This window comes from Labedella phragmitis (assembly GCF_004078635.1).
Lineage (GTDB): Bacteria > Actinomycetota > Actinomycetes > Actinomycetales > Microbacteriaceae > Labedella > Labedella phragmitis.
The window spans coordinates 19,910-43,343 of sequence record NZ_RZNB01000008.1; the positions used below are offsets into that span (position 1 = coordinate 19,910).

At 69.4% G+C, this 23,434-nt stretch carries 25 protein-coding genes and 1 pseudogene; 12 read left to right on the forward strand and 14 right to left on the reverse strand.

The genetic code is table 11. The features are described 5' to 3' along the window. Positions 1-93: 93 nt before the first annotated feature. The gene (locus ELQ90_RS15535; protein ID WP_166409121.1) at positions 94-891 is read right to left on the reverse strand and encodes an SDR family NAD(P)-dependent oxidoreductase; all 798 of its coding nucleotides are present in this window, start codon (positions 889-891) and stop codon (positions 94-96) included. Then, on the reverse strand, positions 888-1,727 hold the full coding sequence (locus ELQ90_RS15540; protein WP_128496217.1) for an SDR family oxidoreductase: 840 nt from the start codon (positions 1,725-1,727) through the stop codon (positions 888-890). The genes ELQ90_RS15535 and ELQ90_RS15540 overlap by 4 nt, the downstream gene beginning before the upstream one ends. A 148-nt stretch (positions 1,728-1,875) precedes the next feature. Here ELQ90_RS15540 and ELQ90_RS15545 point away from each other — a divergent pair, with 148 nt between their 5' ends. Next, the gene (locus ELQ90_RS15545; RefSeq protein ID WP_243696219.1) at positions 1,876-2,712 is read left to right on the forward strand and encodes a helix-turn-helix domain-containing protein; all 837 of its coding nucleotides are present in this window, start codon (positions 1,876-1,878) and stop codon (positions 2,710-2,712) included. Positions 2,713-2,912: 200 nt separating this feature from the next. Here the strand turns inward: ELQ90_RS15545 and ELQ90_RS15550 are convergent, their stop codons facing one another. After that, a complete protein-coding gene (locus ELQ90_RS15550) occupies positions 2,913-3,527 on the reverse strand; it encodes a TetR/AcrR family transcriptional regulator (protein ID WP_128496219.1) in 615 nt (204 codons plus the stop codon). A gap of 74 nt (positions 3,528-3,601) precedes the next feature. Here ELQ90_RS15550 and ELQ90_RS15555 point away from each other — a divergent pair, with 74 nt between their 5' ends. Further along, positions 3,602-4,453 (forward strand): MBL fold metallo-hydrolase, encoded by an 852-nt coding sequence (locus ELQ90_RS15555; protein WP_128496220.1) that lies wholly within the window; start codon positions 3,602-3,604, stop codon positions 4,451-4,453. 348 nt (positions 4,454-4,801) lie between these two features. Here ELQ90_RS15555 and ELQ90_RS15560 read toward each other — a convergent pair whose 3' ends face one another. The 3 genes from ELQ90_RS15560 to ELQ90_RS15570 form a co-directional block, all read right to left on the reverse strand. Continuing rightward, a complete protein-coding gene (locus ELQ90_RS15560; RefSeq protein ID WP_279432144.1) occupies positions 4,802-5,569 on the reverse strand; it encodes a FadR/GntR family transcriptional regulator in 768 nt (255 codons plus the stop codon). Beyond that, positions 5,566-7,032 carry an APC family permease gene (locus tag ELQ90_RS17070; protein ID WP_243696220.1) on the reverse strand — a complete coding sequence of 489 codons (1,467 nt, stop codon included), beginning with the start codon at positions 7,030-7,032 and terminating at the stop codon, positions 5,566-5,568. The genes ELQ90_RS15560 and ELQ90_RS17070 overlap by 4 nt, the downstream gene beginning before the upstream one ends. A gap of 114 nt (positions 7,033-7,146) precedes the next feature. Beyond that, complete coding sequence (locus ELQ90_RS15570; protein WP_128496222.1) at positions 7,147-7,929, reverse strand: carbon-nitrogen hydrolase family protein; 783 nt, start codon at positions 7,927-7,929, stop codon at positions 7,147-7,149. A gap of 262 nt (positions 7,930-8,191) precedes the next feature. On the opposite strand from ELQ90_RS15570, the gene ELQ90_RS15575 reads away from it, so the two are divergent. The 4 genes from ELQ90_RS15575 to ELQ90_RS15590 are packed head-to-tail and all read left to right on the forward strand — an operon-like array spanning position 8,192 to position 11,932. Continuing rightward, complete coding sequence (locus ELQ90_RS15575; RefSeq protein WP_128496223.1) at positions 8,192-9,115, forward strand: ABC transporter ATP-binding protein; 924 nt, start codon at positions 8,192-8,194, stop codon at positions 9,113-9,115. Further along, positions 9,112-9,981: an ABC-2 transporter permease gene (locus tag ELQ90_RS15580; RefSeq protein ID WP_128496224.1), complete on the forward strand. Its 870-nt coding sequence runs from the start codon at positions 9,112-9,114 to the stop codon at positions 9,979-9,981. The genes ELQ90_RS15575 and ELQ90_RS15580 overlap by 4 nt, the downstream gene beginning before the upstream one ends. Positions 9,982-10,037: 56 nt before the next feature. Further along, positions 10,038-11,270, forward strand: a complete 1,233-nt coding sequence (locus ELQ90_RS15585; protein WP_208020687.1) for a sensor histidine kinase — start codon at positions 10,038-10,040, stop codon at positions 11,268-11,270. Further along, positions 11,267-11,932 (forward strand): response regulator transcription factor, encoded by a 666-nt coding sequence (locus ELQ90_RS15590; RefSeq protein WP_128496225.1) that lies wholly within the window; start codon positions 11,267-11,269, stop codon positions 11,930-11,932. The genes ELQ90_RS15585 and ELQ90_RS15590 overlap by 4 nt, the downstream gene beginning before the upstream one ends. A gap of 149 nt (positions 11,933-12,081) precedes the next feature. On the opposite strand, the gene ELQ90_RS15595 is transcribed toward ELQ90_RS15590, so the two are convergent. Continuing rightward, positions 12,082-13,143, reverse strand: a complete 1,062-nt coding sequence (locus ELQ90_RS15595) for a 2,3-butanediol dehydrogenase (protein ID WP_128496226.1) — start codon at positions 13,141-13,143, stop codon at positions 12,082-12,084. Positions 13,144-13,220: 77 nt separating this feature from the next. After that, positions 13,221-14,000, reverse strand: a complete 780-nt coding sequence (locus tag ELQ90_RS15600) for an SDR family NAD(P)-dependent oxidoreductase (protein WP_128496227.1) — start codon at positions 13,998-14,000, stop codon at positions 13,221-13,223. A gap of 98 nt (positions 14,001-14,098) precedes the next feature. Between ELQ90_RS15600 and ELQ90_RS15605 the strand changes: the two genes are divergently transcribed. Continuing rightward, on the forward strand, positions 14,099-14,692 hold the full coding sequence (locus ELQ90_RS15605; protein WP_128496228.1) for a TetR/AcrR family transcriptional regulator: 594 nt from the start codon (positions 14,099-14,101) through the stop codon (positions 14,690-14,692). A 157-nt stretch (positions 14,693-14,849) separates the two neighbouring features. Next, positions 14,850-16,226: an NAD-dependent succinate-semialdehyde dehydrogenase gene (locus ELQ90_RS15610; RefSeq protein ID WP_128496229.1), complete on the forward strand. Its 1,377-nt coding sequence runs from the start codon at positions 14,850-14,852 to the stop codon at positions 16,224-16,226. Between the two features lie 82 nt (positions 16,227-16,308). Here the strand turns inward: ELQ90_RS15610 and ELQ90_RS15615 are convergent. Next, positions 16,309-16,653 (reverse strand): annotated as a pseudogene (locus ELQ90_RS15615) (response regulator transcription factor); the annotation flags it as partial. A gap of 281 nt (positions 16,654-16,934) precedes the next feature. Between ELQ90_RS15615 and ELQ90_RS15620 the strand changes: the two are divergent. The 4 genes from ELQ90_RS15620 (at position 16,935) to ELQ90_RS15635 (ending at position 21,135) form a co-directional block, all read left to right on the forward strand. After that, on the forward strand, positions 16,935-17,498 hold the full coding sequence (locus ELQ90_RS15620) for a signal peptidase I (protein ID WP_208020688.1): 564 nt from the start codon (positions 16,935-16,937) through the stop codon (positions 17,496-17,498). Then, entirely contained in the window at positions 17,495-18,361 is an 867-nt protein-coding gene (locus ELQ90_RS15625) for a hypothetical protein (RefSeq protein ID WP_208020689.1), read from the forward strand. Before ELQ90_RS15620 ends, ELQ90_RS15625 begins: the two co-directional genes overlap by 4 nt. Then, positions 18,358-20,154, forward strand: a complete 1,797-nt coding sequence (locus tag ELQ90_RS15630) for a choice-of-anchor G family protein (RefSeq protein WP_128496232.1) — start codon at positions 18,358-18,360, stop codon at positions 20,152-20,154. The genes ELQ90_RS15625 and ELQ90_RS15630 overlap by 4 nt, the downstream gene beginning before the upstream one ends. 198 nt (positions 20,155-20,352) lie before the next feature. Then, positions 20,353-21,135, forward strand: a complete 783-nt coding sequence (locus ELQ90_RS15635) for a dienelactone hydrolase family protein (protein ID WP_128496233.1) — start codon at positions 20,353-20,355, stop codon at positions 21,133-21,135. Here the strand turns inward: ELQ90_RS15635 and ELQ90_RS15640 are convergent. The 5 genes from ELQ90_RS15640 to ELQ90_RS15660 all read right to left on the reverse strand — a co-directional run bounded on the left by ELQ90_RS15640 (position 21,132) and on the right by ELQ90_RS15660 (position 23,289). Next, positions 21,132-21,623 carry an MSMEG_6728 family protein gene (locus ELQ90_RS15640; protein WP_128496234.1) on the reverse strand — a complete coding sequence of 164 codons (492 nt, stop codon included), beginning with the start codon at positions 21,621-21,623 and terminating at the stop codon, positions 21,132-21,134. The two genes, ELQ90_RS15635 and ELQ90_RS15640, sit on opposite strands and share 4 nt — an antisense overlap. 100 nt (positions 21,624-21,723) lie before the next feature. Next, complete coding sequence (locus tag ELQ90_RS15645; protein WP_128496235.1) at positions 21,724-21,939, reverse strand: hypothetical protein; 216 nt, start codon at positions 21,937-21,939, stop codon at positions 21,724-21,726. Between the two features lie 8 nt (positions 21,940-21,947). Next, the gene (locus ELQ90_RS15650) at positions 21,948-22,547 is read right to left on the reverse strand and encodes a hypothetical protein (protein WP_128496236.1); all 600 of its coding nucleotides are present in this window, start codon (positions 22,545-22,547) and stop codon (positions 21,948-21,950) included. Between the two features lie 5 nt (positions 22,548-22,552). Continuing rightward, positions 22,553-22,870 carry a lactococcin 972 family bacteriocin gene (locus ELQ90_RS15655; protein ID WP_208020690.1) on the reverse strand — a complete coding sequence of 106 codons (318 nt, stop codon included), beginning with the start codon at positions 22,868-22,870 and terminating at the stop codon, positions 22,553-22,555. Positions 22,871-22,992: 122 nt separating this feature from the next. Then, positions 22,993-23,289 (reverse strand): hypothetical protein, encoded by a 297-nt coding sequence (locus tag ELQ90_RS15660; protein ID WP_128496238.1) that lies wholly within the window; start codon positions 23,287-23,289, stop codon positions 22,993-22,995. Positions 23,290-23,434 lie beyond the last annotated feature (145 nt).

Below are 23,434 nucleotides of genomic sequence, written 5' to 3' on the forward strand. Positions count from 1 at the left end.
GATACTGCTGCCGCTCGGTCGGGGTACGCCGCTACAACGGCCACGTCGGATTCGATGGACCACCTGTATTCGACGACCGATAACGCGCGGCGCTCAGGAGGCGAATCGGACACCGAGTCCTCCGTCCACGTCCCAGCTCGCGCCCGTCACGAAGCTCGCCGCGCGCGACGCGAGGAACGCGACGACCGCAGCGATCTCGTGGGGCTCTCCGATCCGACCGAGCGGGTGAACGCTCGCAAGTCGCTTCCAGGCTGCTGTCGGGTCCGGCATTCCGTCGTACTGGGCGACCATCGGCGGGGTCCGAACGTACCCGGGGCAGACAGCATTCACACGCACGTCGTCGGCGGCCAACTCGAGGGCCATCGAACGGGTCAGTCCGAGGATTCCGGCCTTGGCCGCGGCGTAGGGGAACAGGCCCGGCCGTGTGAGGTGTGCATGGATCGACGCGATGTTCACGACGGAACCGCCTCCGGCCCGCAGCCCCGACAACGCCGCCCTCGTGCACAACCAGGCAGCTTTGAGGTCGACCGCCATGAGTGCGTCCCAATCGTCGCTCGTCACCTCCTCGAACGCGGCGACGCGGCCGACGCCCGCATTGTTGACAAGGACTTCGACGCGCCCGAGCTCCTTCTCTACCTCGGCGAACGCCTCGGGGATACGTGACTCGTCCGAGACATCGCACGAAATGAAACGGTGTCGAGTGCCGAGGCGCGCCGCGGCCGCGCGGCCCGTGATCTCGTTACGGCCCATGACGGCGACCCGCCATCCCTGAGCAGCGAGCGTCATTGCGATCGCGTGGCCGATGCCTTGGGTTCCGCCGGTGACAACCGCGCTCCCGCGATTGTCACCGTCCGGAGCGGGAGCGGCAGAATCGGCGACGTCGTCGCTCACGGTGCCGGGGTGAGATCGGTTGCGGCGGCGGAGGCCTCCTGCGATTCGACGTCGGCCAGGCGCTCCCGCAGCGCGTCGCGGATGTATCGCTGCGAGTCGCTCCCCGTAACGAGTCGCAACGGAGCCGGTGTCACGTCGACCGAGGCGATGATCGCCGCAGCGACCTTCTCCGGATCGCTCACCGAGGGCAGAGCGGGGTTCTGGATACCGCGACTCATCGCAGCGGGAGTCCCGTCGTACGCGGACATCGGCTCCGGCAGGCGCGATCCGCCCACCCGGAAGCCCGTCGCGGCGCTACCCGGTTCAACGATCGTCACCCCGATGTCGAAGGGTGCGAGGTCGCGGGCATTACCCTCCATGAATCCTTCGACCCCCCACTTGCTCGCGTGGTACAGCGACGCCCCGGGGTTTGTCGCCTGTCCGCCGTACGTGGACACCTGGATGAAGCGTCCCCCGCCCTGCTCGCGGAAGTGCGGCACGACTGCCCGGAGCAGCTGGATGGGGCCGACGAGGTTCGTCCCCAACTGGTGTTCGATCTGGTCGTCCGTCAGTTCCTCCGCCGCACCGAAGAGCCCGTACCCGGCGTTGCTGATCACCACGTCGATGCGGCCGAGGTCCGTGAAGGCCGCCTCCACGGCGCGCCGGATCCCGGCGGTGTCGGTCAGGTCGAGTTCCGCCGTCCAGAGAGCGTCGCCGAAGCGTGTCTGCAGGTCCTGAAGGCTCGTCGTGTCGCGAGCCGTCGCGGCCACGCGGTCGCCCCTCTCGAGAAGACGTTCCGCGATGATGCGACCGAATCCTCGATTCGATCCGGTGATGAGCCAGGTCCGTTGAGCCATGTCGTGAATCCCTTCGATGTTGTGGACGGCTACTCCGGCCGCCGGAGAGCCTCCATCGTGCGCGCGAGCCGCACCCGGACCCAGCCCCCGCTTATCCCAGTCCTCAGAGGGACAGCATGACCCTGCCGCTGGCGCGTACCCTCGGAGCGTGGATCAGGACAACCTGCTGGGGGAATTCCTCCATGCACGGCGTGAACTCGTGCATCCCGAGGAAGTGGGACTGCCCGTCGGCCAGAGGCGACGTGTCGCCGGACTGCGCCGCGAGGAAGTCGCATCTCTGGCGGGGATCAGCACGGAGTACTACGTTCGCCTGGAGCAGGGGCGGGACCGGCACCCGTCCGAGCAGGTAGTCGATGCGATCGCCGACGCGCTGAGGCTCGATGTGGAGAGCAAACGGCATGCGTTCGAGCTTGCGAGGGACCGCTCCCGCCAGAGGAAGTTTGCCGGTGCACGTGCCGAAAAGGTACCTGCCGGTGTCCAGATGTTGCTTTCGACGATGAACGTCCCGGCGTTCGTGCTCAATCGGTATCGGGACGTGCTCGCCGTCAACGATCTCGCGACGGCCATGGAGCCGTCACTCGTGGTGGGGAGCAATCGGCTCGTTTCGCTCTTCACGGACCCGGCGGCTCGCGCGTATCACCCGGACCTCGACGCCAACACTGCGAGCGTCGTCGCTCAACTCCGTGCCGACATCGGCACCGACGACAGAGACCCGAGGTACCAGGCCCTCGTCGGAGAACTGTCATTGCGGAGCGAGCAATTCCGACGGCTCTGGGCGCGCCACGACGTCAGGATTGGCGGGTCGGACTCGGCCATCGTCGAGCACCCCGAGTGGGGCGAGATCCGGTTGCGCCGGGAGAAGCTCGCGATGGTCGGGACCGACCTCGTCCTCGTGATCTACCACGCGGATCCGGGCAGCAGGTCGGCCGACGTCATCGCTCGGCAATGGTTAGCGATGAGGACGGGAGCGGGGGAGGACGGATGAGTCATCGAGGCGACGTTTCAGTCCTCGAGAGGCGGCTCCGTCTTGAGTCGAAGAGGGTTCGGGACGGCGACGTTCGCCATGGAGGGGGCGTCGCGCTTCGCTCCCGCTGACGGCGTGGTGTTCGTCGTTCTGGCGATGCCGAGTTTCGCAGATGTCCTGTGCAGGTGCCAGCCAACCGTCCTATCGTGATTTCGGGGTTTTCACTGCACCACGGTCTGGACGAACCTCCGTATCTTCCCAATGGCCGTGTCCAGTTCAGCCCCCACTCGGCTGAAGTCGTCGTCTCCGGCGCACGCGACAAGCGCTCGTTCCCACGCCAGCATCATCACTCCACTGTGCAATCGGCTCTCCATGGTCCCGGTGGGAAGGCCCATACGTTCGTCGTTCGCGGCGGCCAGCGCTTGCGCCCAGACGTCCTGCTGTTGGAGATGGCGCCGTCGGAGCGCGGGTTCGGACTGCCCCAGCGCGATGACGGTCGCCCAGCGTTCCGGCGTTGCCATCACCGAGTCGACCGCGACGTCGAACGCCGCGCGAAAAGCCTGCAGCGACGTCTCACGAGGGGGACGAGCGGCGACAGCTTTCGCCACGGACGAGCCGAGCGACTCCGTCGGTTGCAGGACCGCGTCCTCCTTCGTGGGGAAGTAGCGGAAGAACGTCCGCTCGGAGACCCCGGCGGCGGACGCTATCGCGCTCGCGGTCGTGCCGGTGAAGCCCACCTCTTGGACGAGGCGAACGGCCGCGTCCGTCAGCTCTCCGCGAATCGTCTCGCGCATCCGCTGCCGGATGCCGATGGGATGCGGTTCCGAGTGTTCCATGTGTTCGATCCTACGCTAGAGTCATCCAGTGACTGCATGACAGTCACTGACAGATTCGAGCCGGAGGACTCACGATGAATGAATCGATAGAAATCGGGAAGTACACGATCACGGCGCTCGAGGACGGTGAGTCCCATCTGCCGGCTTCCGCGTACCCGGGAGCGGATTTTTCCGTGTACCCGGGACTCCTGAAGGAGACGGGAACGCATCGAATCCGCATCGGAGCGCACCTGGTGCGCGGGCCGGCGGGAACCTCTCTCATCGATGCCGGTGCTGGGCCACTCTCGTTGCCGTTTCCGCCGGAACTCGCCATCGCGAACGGCCTGACGAACCCGCCTCGTCACCTGGCCGAAGCCGGATCGCTCCCGAATTCGCTTGCGGCCGAAGGTGTGGCGCCCGAGGACATCACTTCGATCTTCGTCACCCATCTTCATCTTGATCACGTCGGTTGGATCATGAGGGACGACGAGCCCTTCTTCCCGAACGCCGAGGTGTACTACGGCGCTGAAGACTGGGAGCTGCTCGTAGACGGCGCACCCGATGACGATCCGGCTCGGCTGGTGATGCAGGCCGCCGCTGAAGCGGGCATCCTGCGCACCTTCGCGCCCGGTTCGGCTGAGGTCCTCCCCGGTGTCACGGCGACCCATGTTCCCGGGCATACTCCGGGTCATAGGACGATCGAGATCGAGTCGGAAGGTGAACGGATCATCTTCGTTGGCGATCTCGTCGAGCTGCCCGCGCAGCTCGCGGACCGGGAGATCCATTTCATGACCGACCACGACCGGGAAGAATCCGGTGCGGCGCGAGCTGCGCTGTTCGCTCGGGCGGAGTCGGAGGGTGTCGTCATCGCAGCGGCCCACCTCACAAACCCGACTTTCGGGCTGATCACCGAGGATGGTGCGTGGGCGGACGCCAGGGCTCGCTGAGTGCCACGGGAGCACACGGCAGGCGGCGGCGCCACGGGGAGAGCGGCTCGCTGAGCCGGCAAAGGGCTGCGCACTGGGTGGATCTCGCGCGGCGGTCTCCGGGGGCGCAGACCGTTCGCGGCCCATCTCGCGACTGCTCGCGACCGCCCGTCGAGCTCGTCCTCCTCATCGCGTTCTTCGCCGAGTGGTACCGGTCGGCCGATCGGCGGCTTCGCGTGGGCGAGCACCGCGCCCTTCCCGGCCCGGGCTGACGGAGGCGCTGTGCGCGGATGACGCCCGCAAGTACGATCCTCGTCATGTCGCTGCGCTGGGATGACGTCGTCGTCGATTGCCGTGACCGGCGGACGCTCAGTGGGTCCCGAGCCCCACGTACATGGAGCCGTGCAGGTCGGCGACGTGATCGAAGGCGAGTCGGCTCGCCGCGCCGGCGTCCCGCGCCGTCAACGCGGCGATGAGTCGCGCGTGCTCCTCGTTCGACGACCTCAGGTAGTCGATCCGGTAGGGGATGAAGTAGGCGTAGAGCTCGTGCGAGATCCGATGGTGCAGTTCGCTCGCAGCGGGGAGCCCGGCCGCGGCCACGAGCCGTTCGTGGAAGGCCGTATCCGCCGAGCGGTAGCCGGCCCAGTCCGGCACGGTCCGCATCCGCTCCGTGAGCTCGCCGAGCCGCGCGATGTCCGCGTCGCTGCGGGTGACCGCGGCGACGCTCGCGAGACCCGCCTCGAGCGCGGCTCGCTGATCGATGAGCGCGTGCACGCGGTCGGCGTCCGCCCGGTACGCGGCGACGGTCGAGGCGTCGGCGGCGCCGCCCCGGGGCGGCGCATCGGCGATGAACGTGCCGCCGGCGTTCCCCCGGCGCCGCACGAGCACCCCCTCCTCGCTGAGCGTCCGGTACGCGCGACGCACAGTCATGGCACTCACATCGAATGCGACGGCCGTCTCCTCGGGAGGGGGGAGGCGTTGGCCGGCTGCGAGCATTCCGAGCTCGACCGCGAGGGCGATGCGCGCGCGGACCGTGTCGACGGCCGTCGTGCGGCGGATCGCGCCGAGCGTCGGGGACGAGAGGTCGATGGTGTGCTCCTCGTCTCGGTCGTCCGGCGCGATCCGCTGCGTCGTCAGTCGGCGACGCCCGCCGCTGCGCTCGGCGTCTGAGCGTGGTCCTCCTCGGCGGTGTCGAGTCGGAAGCGCTTCCCCAACACGATACCGAGCACGAGGGCGACGACCGGGATGAGCGCGAGCACGGTGCTCACGGTGACGCTGCCGCCCGTGACGAGAGTGAAGTTCGACAGCACGAGCCACATCGCGAACGCGAGGCCGACGACGGCGAGGATCGGGAACACGCGGGCTCCCAGCGCTCGCCCGGCCGCGACCCGCGGGCGGCGCGCGAAGAACGCGAACACGGCGATCGACGTCGTGAGCATGAGGAGCACCATACCGACCGTCGCGACCCCGGCCATCGACCCGAAGACGCCCACGAGGGGGTCGAGGCCCGAGAGGGCGAGCACCGCGAGGATCACCGCTGCGGTGATCGTCTGCACGATCGACGAGAACGACGGCGAGTGGTGGGTGGCGTGGCGGTGACCGAGCCGCGCGGGCAGCGCACCCTTGTGGGCGAGCGTGAACTGGTACCGCGCGATGACGTTGTGGAAGGACAGGACGCACGCGAAGAGGCTCGTGATGAGGAGCACCTGGATGACGTCGCGCATGATGGGCCCGAGATAGGCGGTCGCGGTGTCGAGGAGGAAGTTCCCCTCGCCCGCGAGGGTCTGCTGAGCGACGGCGACGGCGTTGCCCGCGCCGACGCCCGTGATGAGAGCCCAGCAGGAGACGGCGTAGAAGACGCCGATGATGATGACGGCGAGGTATGTCGCTCGCGGGATGGTCTTCTCCGGGTCGCGCGCCTCGTCGCGGAAGACCGCGGTCGCCTCGAAGCCGATGAACCCGGTGAGCGCGAAGAGGACGGCGACGCCGATCCCACCCGTGAAGATGTTCGCGGGGTCGAAGGTCTCGACCGCGAGACCGTCGGTCCCGCCCGTCGCGAAGATCACGACGTCGAGCACGACGACCACGAGGATCTCGAGCGCGAGTGCGACTCCGAGCACACGCGCGCTCAGATCGATGTGCCGGTAGCCGAGCACGGCGACGATCGCCATGGTCGCGAACGCGTAGAGCCACCACGGCAGCGACGGGCCGCCGAAGAAGGTCACGAGGTCGTCGAGTGCCCACCCCATGTAGCCGTAGATGCCCACCTGGATGGCCGTGTACGCCACGAGGGCCGTGAAGGCGGCGCCGAGTCCGAACCGCGAGCCGAGTCCGGCGGTGACGTAGGAGAAGAACGCGCCGGCCTCCTTCACGAACGGTGTCATCGTCACGAAGCCGACCGAGAACACGAGCAGGATCACGGCGGCGAGCGCGAAGCCGATCGGAGCGCCGGCGCCGTTGCCGCTGCCGACGGCGATCGGCACGTTGCCGCCGACCACCGTGAGCGGAGCGGCTGCGGCGATCACCATGAAGACGATGGCGCCCGTGCCGAGGTGGCCGTCGAGGCGCTGACGCGGCGGGGCGATGGGGGAGACGGTCATGAATTCACTTTCGTGTGCGGCCGCGCGTCGGGGCGGGGCCGGTGGGGGGAGAAGGTGGAGCGAGGCGGGTCGGGAGGCGCGGGCCTCAGTAGAGGGGGCTTCCGGAGCGGGGCTTCAATAGAGGTCCGGACGGCGGTCGGCGATGTAGGGGTTCTCGTGCCGTGCGCGTCGGGTGACCTCGGGATCGATCGTGGCGATCAGGAGGCCGGTGTCGGCGGCGCCGAGGGAGTCGATGACGACCCCGTCCGGTCCGACGATGCTGCTGCGCCCGACGTAGGTCAGGTCCCCCTCGGACCCGACGCGGTTCACGTAGACGACGTGCAGCTGGTTCTCCCACGCCCGCACGGGGATGAGACGCTCGGCGATGTGCGCGTAGGGCTCCATCTGGGCGGTGGGGACGATGACGACGTCGGTCTCGCCGAGCGCCGCGGCACGCACGGTCTCGGGGAACTCGACGTCGTAACAGATGAGGACGGAGACCCGGACGCCGTCGATCTCGATGGGCTCCGGCAGGGAGTCGCCCGCCACGAAGAGACCGCGGTCCAGATCACCGAAGAGATGTGTCTTCCGGTAACGGAGCAGTTCGGCTCCGTCGGAGTCGATCACCACGAGGGCGTTCGCGATCGACCCGTCGTCTCCGACGGGCTCGGGCAGCCCGGCGACGATCGCGATGCCGTTCTCGACGGCGATGCGGGCCACGCCGTCCACGAGGCCGGGGGTGGCGAGGGGTGCGAGACGATCGCCGATGTTGTAACCGGTGACGAACATCTCGGGGGTCACGAGGATTCGAGCGCCGCGATCGGCCGCCTCGCGAGCGGCGCCGGAGAGGATCCGAAGATTCGCGTCGACGTCCCCGGGGACTCCCTCGTGCTGCAGCCCGGCGATGGTCAGGGTCATTCGGTCGCTCCTCCGGGTGCGTCTGTGCATCCCATCAAACAGATCAAAGTGATCTTAATGATGTCCATCTTGTTTCCCTCGCGTTACAACCGCAAGAGCGGGGAAGCGCGGGGCGGTCCGGCTGCCCGGCGCGGCGCGCCGCACCCCACCGCCGATACGAGGTGGCACCCCGGTACTACTCGCGCCCCGCAGGAACCCACCGGAGGCTGACGCGCCCGCGCGCCGCGATCCGTAGCGTCGATCCCGAACGAAAGGACGACGCATGATTCACGCACGCGGTCTCACCAAGAGGTACGGAACACGAACGGCCGTCGACGGCATCGACTTCACTGTCGAGCCCGGACGGGTCACCGGATTCCTCGGCCCGAACGGTGCCGGGAAGTCGACGACGATGAGGATGATCGTGGGTCTCGACCGGCCGACGGCCGGGACGGTGACCGTCGGCGGGCACCCGTACCGGTCGAGCGCGGCCCCGCTCCGCGAGGTGGGTGTCCTGCTCGACGCGAAGGCGGTGCACTCGGGGCGGACCGCCTACAAGCACCTCCTCGCGATGGGTGCGACGCACGGTATCGGCAAGGAGCGCGTCCGCGAGGTGATCGGCATGACGGGACTCGAGTCCGTCGCCGGGAAGCGCGTGAAGGGGTTCTCTCTCGGCATGGGCCAGCGGCTCGGTATCGCCGCCGCGCTGCTCGGCGACCCGGGGATCCTCATCCTCGACGAGCCGGTCAACGGGCTCGACCCTGAGGGCGTGCGCTGGGTGCGGACGCTCGTTCGTGGGCTCGCCGCCGAGGGGCGCACCGTGCTCCTCTCGTCCCACCTCATGAGCGAGATGGCGCAGACCGCCGATCAGCTCATCGTGCTCGGGCGTGGGCGCATCCTCGAGGACGCCCCCGTCGGCGACGTCATCTCCCGCACCAACGGAACGACCGTCCGCGTGCGGACGAACGACCTCGGCCGGCTCGCGGCGCTCGTCGCGGGCGACGGCGTCACCGTGAACCGGGAGGCCGACGGTTCGGCGACACTCTCGGGGGTCACGCCGGAGCGCATCGGAGACTCCGCTGCCGCCGCCGGTCTCCCGATCTACGAGCTCACCGTCGTCTCGGGCTCGCTCGAGGATGCCTACCTGACCCTGACCGCCGACGAGGTCGAGTACCGCTCGACCGCAGCAGAGGAGATCGCGCGATGAGCGCCGCCACGACGCACCGCGTCCCCACCCACGCCCTCACCACGGCGCACATCGCGCCGGACGCCCGTCTCACCTTCCCGCGCATCCTGCGCTCGGAGTGGATCAAGCTCACGAGCCTGCGGTCCACGGCCTGGTCGCTCGCGATGATCGTGCTCACCGGTGTCGGACTCAGCCTGCTGCTCGCGGCCACCATGGATTCGGCCGGACTGCCGGACGGTCCGTCCGTCGGTTTCGCCCTCTCGACCGTCACCCTCGGAGTCATGTTCGGGCAGATCATCGCCGCGGTATTGGGTGTTCTCGCCATCAGCGGTGAATACTCGACGGGGATGATCCACTCGACCCTCACCGCCGTCCCCACGCGACTCCCGGTCCTCGCCGCGAAGAGCGTGGTGCTGTTCGCGCTCGTGACCCTCGTGGGTCTCGCGACGCTCCTCGGCTCCTGGGCGGGCACCTATCCGATGTTCGCGGCCGAGGGGATCGCGGTCGGGCTCACGGAGCCGGGCTTCCTGCTCGCCGTCCTCGGCGCGGCCGTCTACCTCGGACTCACGGCCGTCTTCGCCCTCGGCATCGGCACCGTGCTCCGGTCCGCCGCCGGTGGTGTCGCGACGGTCCTCGGCGTGATCCTCGGGCTGCCGCTGTTCCTGCCGCTCGCCGCCCTCGCGTTCGACTGGGTCGTCGACGTCGCGCCATACCTGTTCACGTCGGCGGGCGAATCGATGGCCAGCATCCCGGCCGACCTGCCCGCCGGCGCCGAGGCGGAGCGCGGTGCCCCGCTCGCGCCCTGGCTCGGTGGTGTCGTCGTGCTCGTCTGGACGGGCGTCTCGCTCGCCCTCGCCGGCCTCTCCCTCCGCCGGAGGGACGCCTGAGCGACAACGAGCGGAGAGCGTCCGGCACCCCGAGCGGGGTGCCGGACGCTCTCGCGTTGCCGCGGCCCCCCGGGATCATCCGGCGCTTCTTCCAGACGCACCCCTGGGTCACCGATTCGCTCCTCGCGGCCGTGTACCTCCTCGTGGCCGGCACCCTCGCCATCGCCGCAACGCCCGAGTCGGCGCCCCTGTGGGCGGTCGTCCTCCTGGCTCTCGCGGGCACGGCGGCGCTGCTCTTCCGCCGCCGCAGACCCGTCCTCGTCTTCACGATCACCAACGTCCTCTACGTGCTCTCCACGGCCGTCGGCACGACGGCGGAGAGCGTCCTCCCGCTCCTCGCGATCTACGCCGTCGGCGTGTACCGCTCGAGCCGCGCCGCGTGGGCGTGCTTCGGCATCGGCTCGGCCGTCGCGGCCCTCGACGGATTCCTCCTCGCCCTGCGAACACGTTTCGGGACCGGGATCCTCGAACCCATCGAGCCGTCGGTCTCGACCGACCTCTTCGCCGACTGGGTCAACAACACCATCGGCGTCCTCGTCATGCTGCTCATCGCGACCCTCATCGGGACGAACATCGGAGGACGCGTCCGCTACGTCGCCGCCCTCGTCGACCGCGCCGCCCAGCTCGCGCGTGAGCGCGACCAGCAGGCGGAGATCGCGAGCGCGCAGGAGCGCGAGCGCATCGCGCGCGACATGCACGATGTCATCGCCCACAGTCTGTCCGTCATGATTGCGCTGTCCGAGGGGGCGAACGCCGCGGCCGACACCCGGCCGGAGCAGGCGAAGATCGCGATGGGGCGAGCGGCCGAGACGGGGCGGCGCACGCTCGGGGAGGTCCGGAGGCTGCTCGCCTCCGTGCGCTCGGACCGGGAGTCGGGCGCCGGTGAGCACACGCCGCAACCCGGGGCCGGCGACGTCGTGGCGCTCGTGGAGGAGTTCTCGCGGGCCGGGCTTCCCGTGCGGTTCGCCGTCTCCGGTGCTCCAGCAGCCGACGCCGCCCTCGGGCTCACGGTGTACCGCATCCTGCAGGAGTCGCTCACGAACGCGCTCAGGCACGCGGGCGGTGCGACGGAGGTCGTCGCTCGCGCCGACTGGACCGCGACCGCCGTGGAGATCACCGTCGAGGACGACGCTCCGCAGCGGATCGGGGACGGCTCCGACCCGGGTCGCGGCCTCGTCGGGATCCGGGAGCGCGCGGCGCTCTACGGCGGCGAGGCTCAGATCGGACCACGAGGAGCGAACGGGTGGCGGGTCTTCGTCCACCTGCCGAGAAGAGGAGAGGACGCATGAGCGACCGCATCCGGATCATGATCGCGGACGACCAGGAGCTCGTCCGCTACGGGATGCGGCTCGTGCTCGAGGCCGAGCCCGACATCGAGGTCGTCGGCGAGGCGGAGGACGGCGCGTCCGCGGTCCGCGAAGCCGAGCGGCTGCGCCCCGACGTCGTGCTCATGGACGTGCGGATGCCGGGCGTCGACGGGATCGAGGCGACGCGCCGCATCACCGGGCTCTACCCCGCGACGCGTGTGCTCGTGCTCACGACCTACGACCTCGACGACTACGCCTTCGGGGCGCTTCGGGCCGGCGCGTCCGGGTTCCTGTTGAAGGACACACGGCCGGCAGCGCTCACGGGGGCGATCCGCGCCGTCGCGGACGGGGACGCCGTCGTCGCACCGCGCGTCACCGCGAAGCTCATCGAGCTCGCCTCCCCGCGTCTCCCCGGACCAGACCGTCACGACGCCCACAGCGTGCTCTCCGTCCTCACGACGCGCGAGCGCGAGGTCCTGCAGCGCATCGGGGAGGGTGAGACGAACGGCGAGATCGCGGAGCGCTTCTTCCTCAGCGAATCGACGGTCAAGACGCACGTCGGCCGGATCCTGTCGAAACTCGGGCTGCGCGACCGGGTGCAGGCGGTGATCCTCGCCTACGACCTCGGCGTCGTCGGCCGCTGATGGGCTGAACTCCGCCACGATCGAAACCGGCCCCGTTCCCCGATCGCGTCTGACGAAACGCGATCGGGGAACGGGACCGGCTCCGTCAGCTCAGCTCAGCTCTCGGGCTCGGATCAGCTCTCGGGGTCGGCTCAACTCTCGGGGTCGGCTCAACTCTCGGGGTCGGCGGACACGAGCACCTTCATCCCCCGTCCAGCGCGCAGCTCCGCGAGCGAGTCGACGACGGCGTCGAGGCCGACGGTCGTGACCCAGCCGGTCGTGTCGTACGCCCCGTCGGCCATCGCCGCGATGACGGCGTCGAAGTCGGCCTGGGTGTAGCCGAGCGTGCCGGCGATCTCCGTCTCCGCCATCACGAGCATCGTGGGGTTGAACTCGAAACCGCGCTCGTGGAGCGCGACGACGACGACGCGCCCCAGGGGAGTGAGGTTCGCGATCGCCGAGGTGACGGCGGCTCCCGCCCCCGCGGCGTCGAATGCGACGTCGACGCCCCGTCCGCCCGTCGCGTCGCGGACGCGCGCCGCGAGATCCTCGGAGGTCGGATCGACGAGCAGATCGGCGCCGACCGCGCCGATCGCCGCGCGCCGTGACTCGCTGGGCTCCGAGACGATGATCGTCTCCACTCCGTGCGCACGGAGCGCGAACCAGACGCCGATGCCGATCGGCCCCGCACCCGCGATGAGCGCCGTCTGCCCGGGCTGCACGCGGCTGCGTTCGACGGCGTGCCACGCGACGGCCATGGGCTCGACGAGCGCCCCGAGCGTCAGATCGACGTTCTCGGGAAGTACGTGCAGCTTCTCCGCCGGTACGGTCGTGAACTCCGCCATGCCTCCCCCATCGGAGGTCAGGCCGTGGAACCCGATCCTCGTGCACGCGTTGAAGGCGCCCTTCTCGCAGGCGGCGCACTCGCCGCAGTAGTAGACGGGCCAGACGGCGACCCGGTCGCCGACGGACACGTTCGTGACGCCCTCACCGAGCTCCACGACGGTGCCGGAGAACTCGTGACCGAGCACTTGCGGCGGGGTCGATCCCGTCACGGGGTGCGGTTTCGTGAAATCGAGCCCGGACGCCTCCGGCGAGTAGTAGACGTGCAGGTCCGATCCGCAGATGCCCGCGAAGGCATTACGGAGCTTGACCATTCCTCGACCGGGTGCGGGCTCGGGGACGTCCTCGATGCGGAGGTCCTCCTTGGCGTGGAACACGGCGGCTTTCATCGTCGATCCTTTCCGTTGATCGTGCTGGTGGGTGGGTGGGTGGGGTGGGGTGGGGTGTGGCCGTCGCGTCGGACGGGTCAACCGAGGAAGGGGCGCAGGTCCGGATAGCCGGACACCGCCCACGCGCCGTCGACGACGAGGTTCTCGCCTGAGATGTACGACGCGTCGTCGCTCGCGAGGAAGAGCGCTGCCGCTGCGATCTCGGACGGATCCGCAGCTCGTCCGAGCGGGATGCGCTCCATGTACGCCTCCTGGACGCCCGGGATGCTCGTGAGTCCGCCCGTCATGGGTGTCGAGACCAGACCCGGCGAGACGGCGTTGACGCGGATCCCGTGCTCGGCGAGTTCGAGTGCCGATTGCTTCACGAGCATCGCGGCTCCGGCTTTGGATGCGGTGTAGCCGACACCGAAGAACATCGGGACGAGAGAGTTGAGTGACGCGATCGTGACGATCGCACCCGGCTTCTTCTCCGCGATGAAGGCTCGAGCGGCAGAACGGGTGCCGTAGAACGCGCTGTACAGATTGAGCTTGACCGTGAAGTCCCAGTCCTCGGCGCTCACGTCGAGCAGGCTTCCGGCCTTCGAACCGCCTGCGACGTTGAACATCACGTCGAGAGTGCCGTAGGTGGACACCGCCGCGTCGACGACGGACTGAACGTCCTCTTCCCTCGTCACGTCGGCACGGACGGCCGTGACGTTCTCGCCGAACCTCTCCGATGCGGTGGAGACGAGTTCCTCGTTGACGTCGGCGACGACGACACGGGCTCCCTCGGTGAGCAATCGCTCGGTGATCTTCGCGCCGATACCGGAGACGCCTCCGGTGACGACCGCGACACGGTTCTCGAAACGTGCGGACATGGTGCTCCTTCCGGCGCCTGCTCCGTCGGCGGCGACCACACCCAGGCTACGCCTATCAGACAGGTGTTTGATAGCCCGTCGGGTGTCATCATGGACGCATGGATCCCCGACAAGCCCGCACGTGGTCGAGGCTCGTCGAGGTCGTGCACGAGATCGCTGCGGAGCGGCCCATCGACGAGGTCAGCGTCGCGGAGGTCGCGCGTCGCGCGGCGATAACGCGCGACACGTTCTATCGTCACGCGAGCGGTCCCTCCGACCTGCTGTCCCGGGTTCTGCGAGCGGAACTCGACGAGCTGCTCGCCGACTTCAGCACCGAGGCGGACGCCCGAGGAGGGGGCTTCGCGGTCTTCGACGTCGCCGAGCGGGCTCTCCTCGCGCACATGAGGGAGCACCGCGCGATTTATCGCGGCGCGATGTCGCCGCGATTGGTACCGGAACTCCGCGACATGCTCGTCGACACCATCGAGCGGTCGCTTCTCGACCTCCTCGAGCGGCACCCGGAGATCGCTCCGGCCGGCCCGGCGGGTGTGGACCGCGCGCGCCAACTGCGCGTGTCCGCCGCCTACGCGGCATCGGGCACGATCGGTGCGATCGAGGTCTGGCTCGCGGACGATGAACCGGCCGCGTCGGATGACGCGGCGCGGGCGATCCTCGCGGCGTCGCCTGCGTGGTGGTTCAGCCCGGTGGACTGAGCACGGCGCCGCACGCAAGGCCGGAGCGACGTCCTCCGCGATGGGGTAGGGATGCGGATTCCGTAGATTCCACGGCCATGGGCGGTGGTAATCCTCCGTCAGCTGCACCATGATGAGAGAAATACGTGATTCGACCCCTACTCGAGGAGCACCGAGAATGTACGCCGTCGTCAATCCAGCAACGGGCGAGACCGTCCGCGAGTACCCGACCATCACGGACGACGCGCTGCAGGACGCGATCGCATCGGCTGACAGCGCCTTCCGCACGTGGTCGCGTCGAGCGTCGGTCGCCGATCGGGCCGCGCTCATCGCACGCGTCGCCGCCCTCCACACCGAGCGTCGGGAGGAGCTCGCCGAGATCATCGTCCGCGAGATGGGCAAGCCGATCGAGCAGGCGCTCGGCGAGGTCGACTTCGCCGCAGCGATCTACCAGTACTACGCCGACAATGGCGAGGCGTTCCTCGCCGACGAGAAGATCGAGCTCTCCGACGGAGGAGGCGACGCGTTCGTCCGCCGCGCCGGGCTCGGCGTGCTGCTCGGCATCATGCCGTGGAACTTCCCGTACTACCAGGTCGCGCGCTTCGCCGGACCGAACGTCGTGGTGGGAAACACGATCCTCCTGAAGCACGCGCCGCAGTGCCCCGAATCGGCGGCCGCCATCGCCGACATCTTCGCCGTGGCCACCGAGGAGCTCGGCGCTCCCACCGGCGTCTACGTCAACGTCTACGCCACGAACGACCAGGCCGCGACGATCATCGCCGACCCGCGCGTGCAGGGTGTCTCGGTCACCGGGTCCGAGCGCGCGGGAAGCGCCGTCGCCGAGCTCGCGGGCCGTCACCTCAAGAAGGTCGTGCTCGAGCTCGGCGGATCCGACCCCTTCATCCTGCTCTCGACGGACGACCTCGACTCCGCCGTGCAGGACGCCGTGAACGCCCGTATCGACAACAACGGTCAGTCGTGCAACGCGGCCAAGCGCTTCATCGTGCTCGACGAGCTCTTCGACGAGTTCCAGCAGAAGTTCGTCGACGCCTTCACGGCGTCGCAGCCCGCCGACCCCACGGCGGACGACACCGTGCTCGGTCCGCTCTCGTCGGCCGCGGCGACGGCCCGGCTGCAGGAGCAGCTCGATCGCGCGATCGCGCAGGGCGCCACGGTGCTCGCGAAGGGCGAGACGACCGGCAACTTCTTCCCACCCGCCGTCATCACCGACGTGACCCCCGAGATGGACGCGTTCCACGAGGAGTTCTTCGGACCCGTCGCGGCGCTCTACCGCGTCTCCTCCGAGGAGGAGGCCGTGGAGCTCGCGAACGACACCCCCTTCGGCCTCGGCTCGTACGTCTACACGACGGACCAGGAGCAGGCGCTGCGCGTGGCGGACCAGATCGACGCCGGCATGGTGTGGATCAACGTCGTCCTCGGCGACGCGGCCGAGCTGCCCTTCGGCGGCGTCAAGCGTTCCGGTTCGGGCCGCGAGATGGGCCGCTTCGCGCTCGAGGAGTTCGTCAACAAGAAGCTCATCCGCATCGCGGGCTGACCTTCTCATCCCCCTCAGCGACCGTGTGGCTGGTTCGGTCCTCGAGTCCGGCGGGCGTGTCGAAGGCGGTACCGTGGCGCGATCAGCGGCGGTGGGGGAGGAGGCCGAGCTCCAGCGCGCGCGTGACCGCTCGGGTGCGGTCGCCCACGTCGAGCTTCTCGAAGACGTGCAGCAGATGCGTCTTCACCGTCGCCTCCCCGACGTAGAGCCGACGCGCGATCTCGGGGTTGCTGAGCCCCTCGGCGACGAGACCGAGCACCTCGGTCTCGCGCGGGCTCAACGACACCGCCGGTCGCCCGACCCGTCGGACGAGCATCGCGGCGATCGACGGGGCGAGCGCCACCTCTCCGCGCGCGACGGAGCGCACGCCCGCGAGGATCTCCTCCTGCGGCGCGGCCTTCAGCAGGTAGCCGCTCGCTCCCGCCTCTGCAGGACGATTCGCCGGGGTCACCGGCGGGCCGACGCTCATCGCGGATGGGCCTCTTGCCGCGACCGGCGGTTCGGCGACGCAATCACTGCTCGAGAACTCGGGCTCCACGCAGTTCTACTGCTTCGAGGTGGGGCTTCCGGCGGCGCCGACGCTGCCGACCGGCACCGCACTCGACGATCTCCAGGGTCGCTCCGTCGCTCCCGCCTGGGAGTTCGCGTCCGAGTCGAACTGAGGTGACGATGCCTTCGCTGCTCGAGCAGACTCGGATCGACGCTGAGGTGACAGCTCCTGCCAGGACATCGACAACAGCTTCGGTCCTCGTCACGGTCGGCGGCATCGTCGGTATCGCCGTCCTCGTCTGTGTGGCCTCCGGGTGGGTGTTCGGAATGTCCGTCCTCGTGTTCACAACGGGGTCGATGGCCCCCTCGATGCCGACCGGCACGGCGGCGATCGTGCAACACGTGGATGCGTCGAGCGTGGTCGTCGGTGACGTCGTGACGGTGCCTCGTCCCGGTGAAGCGCTCCCCGTCACGCACCGGGTCGAGTCGATCGGGCTCGTGGCTGACGACGCCTCTGCTCGCTCGCTCGTGCTGAAGGGCGACGCGAACGACAGTGCCGACCGTGAGCCGTACGTCGTGCGCGCCGTCGAGCGGGTGCTCGTCGCGGTCCCGGGCGGTGCCGCTGCACTCTCCGTCCTTCGCTCACCGGCGGTGATCGGCATCACCGCCGGGCTCGTGGCGATGGCGATCGTGTGGTCGTTCTGGCCACGGGAGCGCCGACCGTTCGAATCCCACGAGTCCGCAGACCCGTCGAGCGGCTCACCGTCGATGACGGCGCCATGACGCCGAGCGACAGGAGGACGCGGCGTCATGCCGTGGGGAGGGCGACCGGTTCCGCTGCGGTCGGTTCACTCGTCTGCGGTGTCGTCCTGCTGTCCGGCTCGGCTCATGCCGCGCTTCAGGAGGTTCCCGAGAACGGAGCGCCCGGTCGTCTCGTGCTGTCGTCCGACCCCTACCCCGCACAACTGGATGCCCTGAGCCCCGGCGTCATCCGGTATTGGGAGGTCACCGCGACGATCGAGGGGGCCTCCGACGCTTCGCTCGTCCTCGAGATATGGAAGGACGGCGATCTCGTCGAGCACCCGGACGGCCTCGTCGCGACCGTTGAACGGTGCGACGTCGCGTGGACAGGAGTTCCCGACAGTCCGCACTGCGCCTCCGGCTGGGAGGTCGTGACCGACGCGCGGCCGAGCGACGACTACTCGACCGTGAGTCCCGTCTTCGACCTCCATGGCGTCGATCCCGTCGACGGCACGCATCTTCTCCTCGGCTTCGGGCTCGAGCCGACCGATGCCGGTGACGAGTCGCTCATGGGTTTGAGCGCCGAGATCGGTCTCGGTCTCACGGCGGCGGCAGACGACCCGGACGGTCCTGGGCAGCCGAGCGCTCCCGATCGTCCGAGCGGCATTCCTGCCGCCGATGCTCCGACCCACCCGATCGCCACGTCGACCGGCGATCTCCCCGTAACCGGCGCGGACGTGATCGGGCTGGCCCTCTTCGCGCTCGGTGCGATCGGGCTCGGTGCGATCGGGCTCGGTGCCGTAGCGTTCGTGAGTCTCGGACGAGGAGCGGCCGGCGGCCGGACGGCGCGTCGAGCGATGGCCACGCACGTCACGCGCCCGAGGGCCGTGAGGCAGGACACATGAGGAGCGGTCATCGGCACGCCCCCTCGCCCGGACGGATCGGCCGACGCGCCGTCTGTGCCATCGCCGCGCTCGTGGTCCTCGCGATCGTGCCCCCCAACGTCTCGGCGACCGTCGCCGCGTGGAACGACGCGGAGTGGGGGCACGCGACGGTCGGCACGTCGAGTTTCGACTGCGGCACGGACACGGGCCACACGACCGCCGCGAACTCGACGTTCCTCCGCGGGGAGTTGCTCGGCCAGGATCTGGATGACATCGCGGAACTGGAGGAGCTCGTCCTCGTCCGCCCGGCGGATGGACCCGCGCTCGTGCAACCGGCATCGGCCGTCGACCTCGGAAGCGACGACGCCGATCCCAACACGGACACCTTCGGGCGACCGCTCGCCGTCGACCTCCTCGACGGGATCGTCGGGCTCGACCTGACAGGTCTCGAGGTGGGGCTCCCCGCCGGGTCCGCCGGCGCCGTCAACCAGGTGACGCGTGTGACGACCACGGGCAGCTCGGCCGCTGCATCCGGACTGGTCGACGACAGTGGTGCGTTGCTCGTCTCGTCGGAGACCCCCACTGACCAGTTCCCGGAACCCGCACGGCTCTCCCTCGAGGACATCGTGCCCGACCTGGAGGGAGTCGTCGACCCTGCGATCGAGATCGGGGCCGTCGGATCGCGAGCGGACCTCGATTGGTGCGCGGCCGCCGAGAGTGCCGCGTGGGGCGACGGGTCGGTGACGGGAGTCACGCGCGAGTACGGTATCGCCAGCCTCGCCCTCGACGTCGACAGCCCGACCATCGGGGTTCTGACGAGCGCCGCCTCATCGACCGTCACGAGCCTCGATGCCGCGCTGAGCGCGCTCGCCGGCACCGGTGGTCTCGTGAGTTCGGCCCTCCGCGACTCGATCGTCTCGGCGTTGGTCAGCGGACTGTCGCTCGGAGCGCTGACGGGCTCCGTATCGATCACGGGAGTCGACCTCGCGCGAACCCTCGAGCCGTTTCTCGTCACTCCGCTCTCCGACGGAGTCGTGACGATCGACCCGAGCACTGGGTCGATCCGCGCAGACCTCGCGGGCCTCCTCGGGGACGACATCGGCGGCGTGAACGATCTCCCTCCCAACTCGGAGCTCATCATCGACGCCCAGGTCGTCGACGATCTCGTGGCTCGAACGGGTGATCTCCTCGACACGTGGACGGCTGTCGTCGTGTCGTCACTGCGCTCGGCCCTCCTCTCCGCTCGGATCGTGGTGGACGTCGCTGCGGTGGTGAGCCTCGGAGCGACCCGCGTCGTGAGCCTCGACGTCGATCTGGATGCGGCGATCGCCGAGGTTCTCGCAGGGTCGGCGACCGTCACCGTCGACACCGACGTGCTCGGACTCGTGTCGGTTCTCGACGCCGTGCTCGCAGTGCTCGGAATATCCGTGAGCGGACTCGTCAGCACGCTGCTCGGGTTGGGTCCGACCCTCCTCGCCGCCGTCGGGTCGCAACTCACGGCTTCGCTCATCGACCCGCTCACGTCCGCGGGTTCGAGTCTCGCGGCCCTCACCGCCCCCGTCGTCGGCGTGCTCGACGTCCTCGTGTCGGCGTTGCCATCCGTGCTGTCGATCATGGTGAACGTGCAACCGGATCAACCGGGAGCGCCGCCCGGCCCGCTCCCCGAGGGGCCGACCGAGGTCTCGAGCGGGCGATTCTCCGTGAGCGCCCTGCGCGTCGGGTTCCTCGACGCGCTCGTTCCGAATGGCGGACCCTCGTACATCGAACTCGCGACCTCGGAGGTCGGGCCGAACAGGCTGCCGCCTCCATCGTGACCCGGATCAGGCCGGCTCGGGGACCTTCGTTCTCCGACTGCCCGAAGCGGAGCTGTGAGAGCGGTTCGGGCGCTGGGCAGGACCCGATCCCGCGATCGTCCGTACGGATCTCCCCGGAGGCTGCGGCGGATCGCGGGAGCGCCGCCCGGTGCGAGCCGCTACCTCCGCGGTTCACGCGGCGAGCGTAGAGTGCCCGCCATGACTGGATTCGCACCGGCGCACGAGCGCCTCATCGACAGCGTCCCCGTGCCCCCCGGCTCCGAGATCGTCGAGTACACGATCGAACACGAGCACGACGGCACCCGCTTGGCGAGCGTCGTCGTGCACGACGCGGCGCGGCCCGGTCCGAAGCCGACGATCGTGATCGTTCACGACTGGACGGGCCTCCGAGAGTATCCGCGCGCTCGCGCCCACATGCTCGCGCGGCTCGGCTACACGGCCGTCGCGATCGATGTCTACGGCGTCGGCATGCGTTTCGACGATGACGACGTCGAAGGGGCGTCGGCGGAGGCCGGCCGGTACTACGGCGACCCTCCGCTCCTCCGTGCACGAGTCCAAGCAGGAGTCGAGGCGGCGGTAGCCGACGAGAACGTGGATCCCGACGCGGTCGTCGTGATCGGCTATTGCTTCGGTGGTTCCGCCGCGCTCGAGTTCGCGCGGACCGGGGCGGCCGTGCGCGGCGTCGTGTCCTTCCACGGAGGACTCATCGTTCACGATCCTGCCGACGTTTCGGCGATCGCGGCTCCCCTGCTCGTCCTCACGGGCGGCTCGGATCCCGTGGTGCCCGACGCGGACCTCGCCGCGTTCCAGGACGAGCTCCGCTCGCGCGGCGGCATCGACTGGCAGGTCGTCGTCTACAGCGGAGCCCCGCACGCGTTCACCCTCCCGGGCCGGAACCACCACGAGGCGGCCGATCGGCGCAGTTGGCGCGCCTTCCTCGACTTCCTCGACGAGTTCCTCCCCCTGCCGGTGGCGGGCTAGGGCACGTCCTTCGGCACCGGCCAGACGTAGTCGAGGTCGGGTCGGGTGTCGGGGAAGAGCTCGCCGTAGAACTCGGGGTCCTTACGGAGCAGGTTGGAGCGGTGGCTCTCGTGGATGTCCTCGCGACCGAGCCACGGCGGCGGCGGGGTCTGCCCGGCCTCGTAGGCGAGCAGCTCGTCGATGACGGGCGTGCTGAGGGACTGGCGACTCAGCAGCGACGGGAGCGCGAGCACGGCGAGGGTCTTCTCGCGGCACGTGTCCGCAAAGCCGCGACGCTCCCACTCCGTGCACGTCGCATCCTGGTAGACCATGAGGCTCGGGCGGTGCCCGCGCCACATCTTCGCGACGGGGTGGTGCCTCCACCCGTAGTTCTCGACCGTGAGGGCGCGCATCACCTGCAGGGTCTCGACGCGCTGCTTCCCGAGCCGCTTCGTGTCGAGGGACCGGGCGCTGCGTTCGAAGTCGGCGTACGGCAGGAACGTCTGCATGCTCCGACGTTAGGTCGGCATCGCGGGGCGATCCAGCCGTGGCGCGGCAGCACATCGGCGTGTACGAGGGCCCGCCAGCGGCGGCGGGACGGAGGGCGCGTCACCTCTCCGGATGCTCGCGCTCCGCGGGGTGGTCGTGGTCGTGTTCGTGGTCGTCCTCATGCTCCGCGACTCGTGAGCCGGGACGGAGCCGGGCCGAGGCCCGGCGCAACCGCGCGATACGGAGCAGTTGACGGGCGAACACGGCGGCGATCGTCAGGGGGATGACGATCGCCGCTGTGAGGACGACGGAGACGAGAGCCGGCAGCGGGTCCACGGCCTCGCCTACCCGTTCCTCAGGTCGAGTGGGTCCTCGCTGCAGGCGATGAAGCGCTCGTCCTCGCTCATGGCGACCAGATCGACGCCGTCCTCGTAGTCGCGCGCCGTGTAGTCGGGACCGACGATGCCCGCCCGGTGGAGGCAGTCGACCATGATCGCCGCCTCGTCGAGGTTCTCCGGATTGCGGTCGATCGCGTCCTTCATCGTGAGCACCTGGATGCCGCCTTCCGACATGCACGCGTTGATGTCGTCCTCCGGCACGCCGCCGCCGTTCGTGTACTCGAGGGTGAAATCCGCGGCGAAGGAGGCCTCGATGCCCAGACCGTCGAGGCACTCGATGATCCGATCGCGGAAGTACCCGTATTCGAGCTCGTCGATCGTGCCGTCTTCGAGGGCCTGGCGCTCTTCCGGGGTCGCGATGCCGTACGTGCTCGTGAGCAGATCGGCCCACGGTCCCGAGAAGGGGGTCGGCGGCGCGGCGGCGGAACCCGAGGCGGCTCCGTCGGCTCGATCACCGGCTGCGGGGGAGCAACCGGCGATCGAGCACGCGACGAGGAGCGCGCCGACGGCCGCGACCATCCGTCTCAGCGGCTCACGACGGGTCATGCGACTCAGTACGTGTCCCAGAAGGCGGTGTTGCCGCCGATGAACGTCTTGGCCGTCGACGTCTTGGCCCACGCACCGGGAGCCGCGCTCTTCTTCTTGCAGGTCTTCAGGATCGCCCCGTCGCACGCGGTCGCCGAGTGATACAGCTTCGCGTGGTGGTAGTGCGAGAAGACGACGGCCTCCACGCCGTACTCCCACAGTCCTCCGCCGACCTTCTTCGTCGTGGTACCCGCTTCGGCCGCCGCCGGAGCGAACACCACGGCGAGTGCCAGCGCGGCCGCTCCCAGCCCGGTCAGCGAGCCCCTCTTCGTCATCAGGCGCATGCGCCTCTCCATTTCTCTCGTGGACGCCGGACCGAGCGGTCCGACGCATCACGAACGTAACGGAGATACCCATAGGGATACCGTAGCGCGTCGCGATGTGGAGAACGCGATGGTCCGGGGGACTAGGCGGCGGTGTCCTCAGGCAGGCGCCACTCGGCGACGAACTCCTCGACCGTCTTCTCCTCGAGGTCGCGCCGCACCCGGTGCACGAGGATCTCGGGATCGCCGACGTCGGCCGGAGTGCGCATGATCTCCCGCCCCGTGTCACGCCGCCGCACGACGAGGTCGACGTCGGCCACGACGTCGGGGGAGCCGCCGACCGCCATCGCGACGAGGTTGATGAGGAGACGCACGCCGCGGAGCAGGCGCCCGCCGCGTCGCTTCTCGAGGTCCGCCGTGAGGATCTGGGCCGCATTCACTTCTCCATCCTCTCTCCTCTCGGACGGAGGCGGACGGAGGCCGACGGGGGATGCGCCCGCTCCCTCTCCCCCCGTGAACACGTCCTCCGTGCTCGAAAGCGCGTGCACGGAGGACGTGTCCAGGTACCGCCGGAGTGCTTGGATG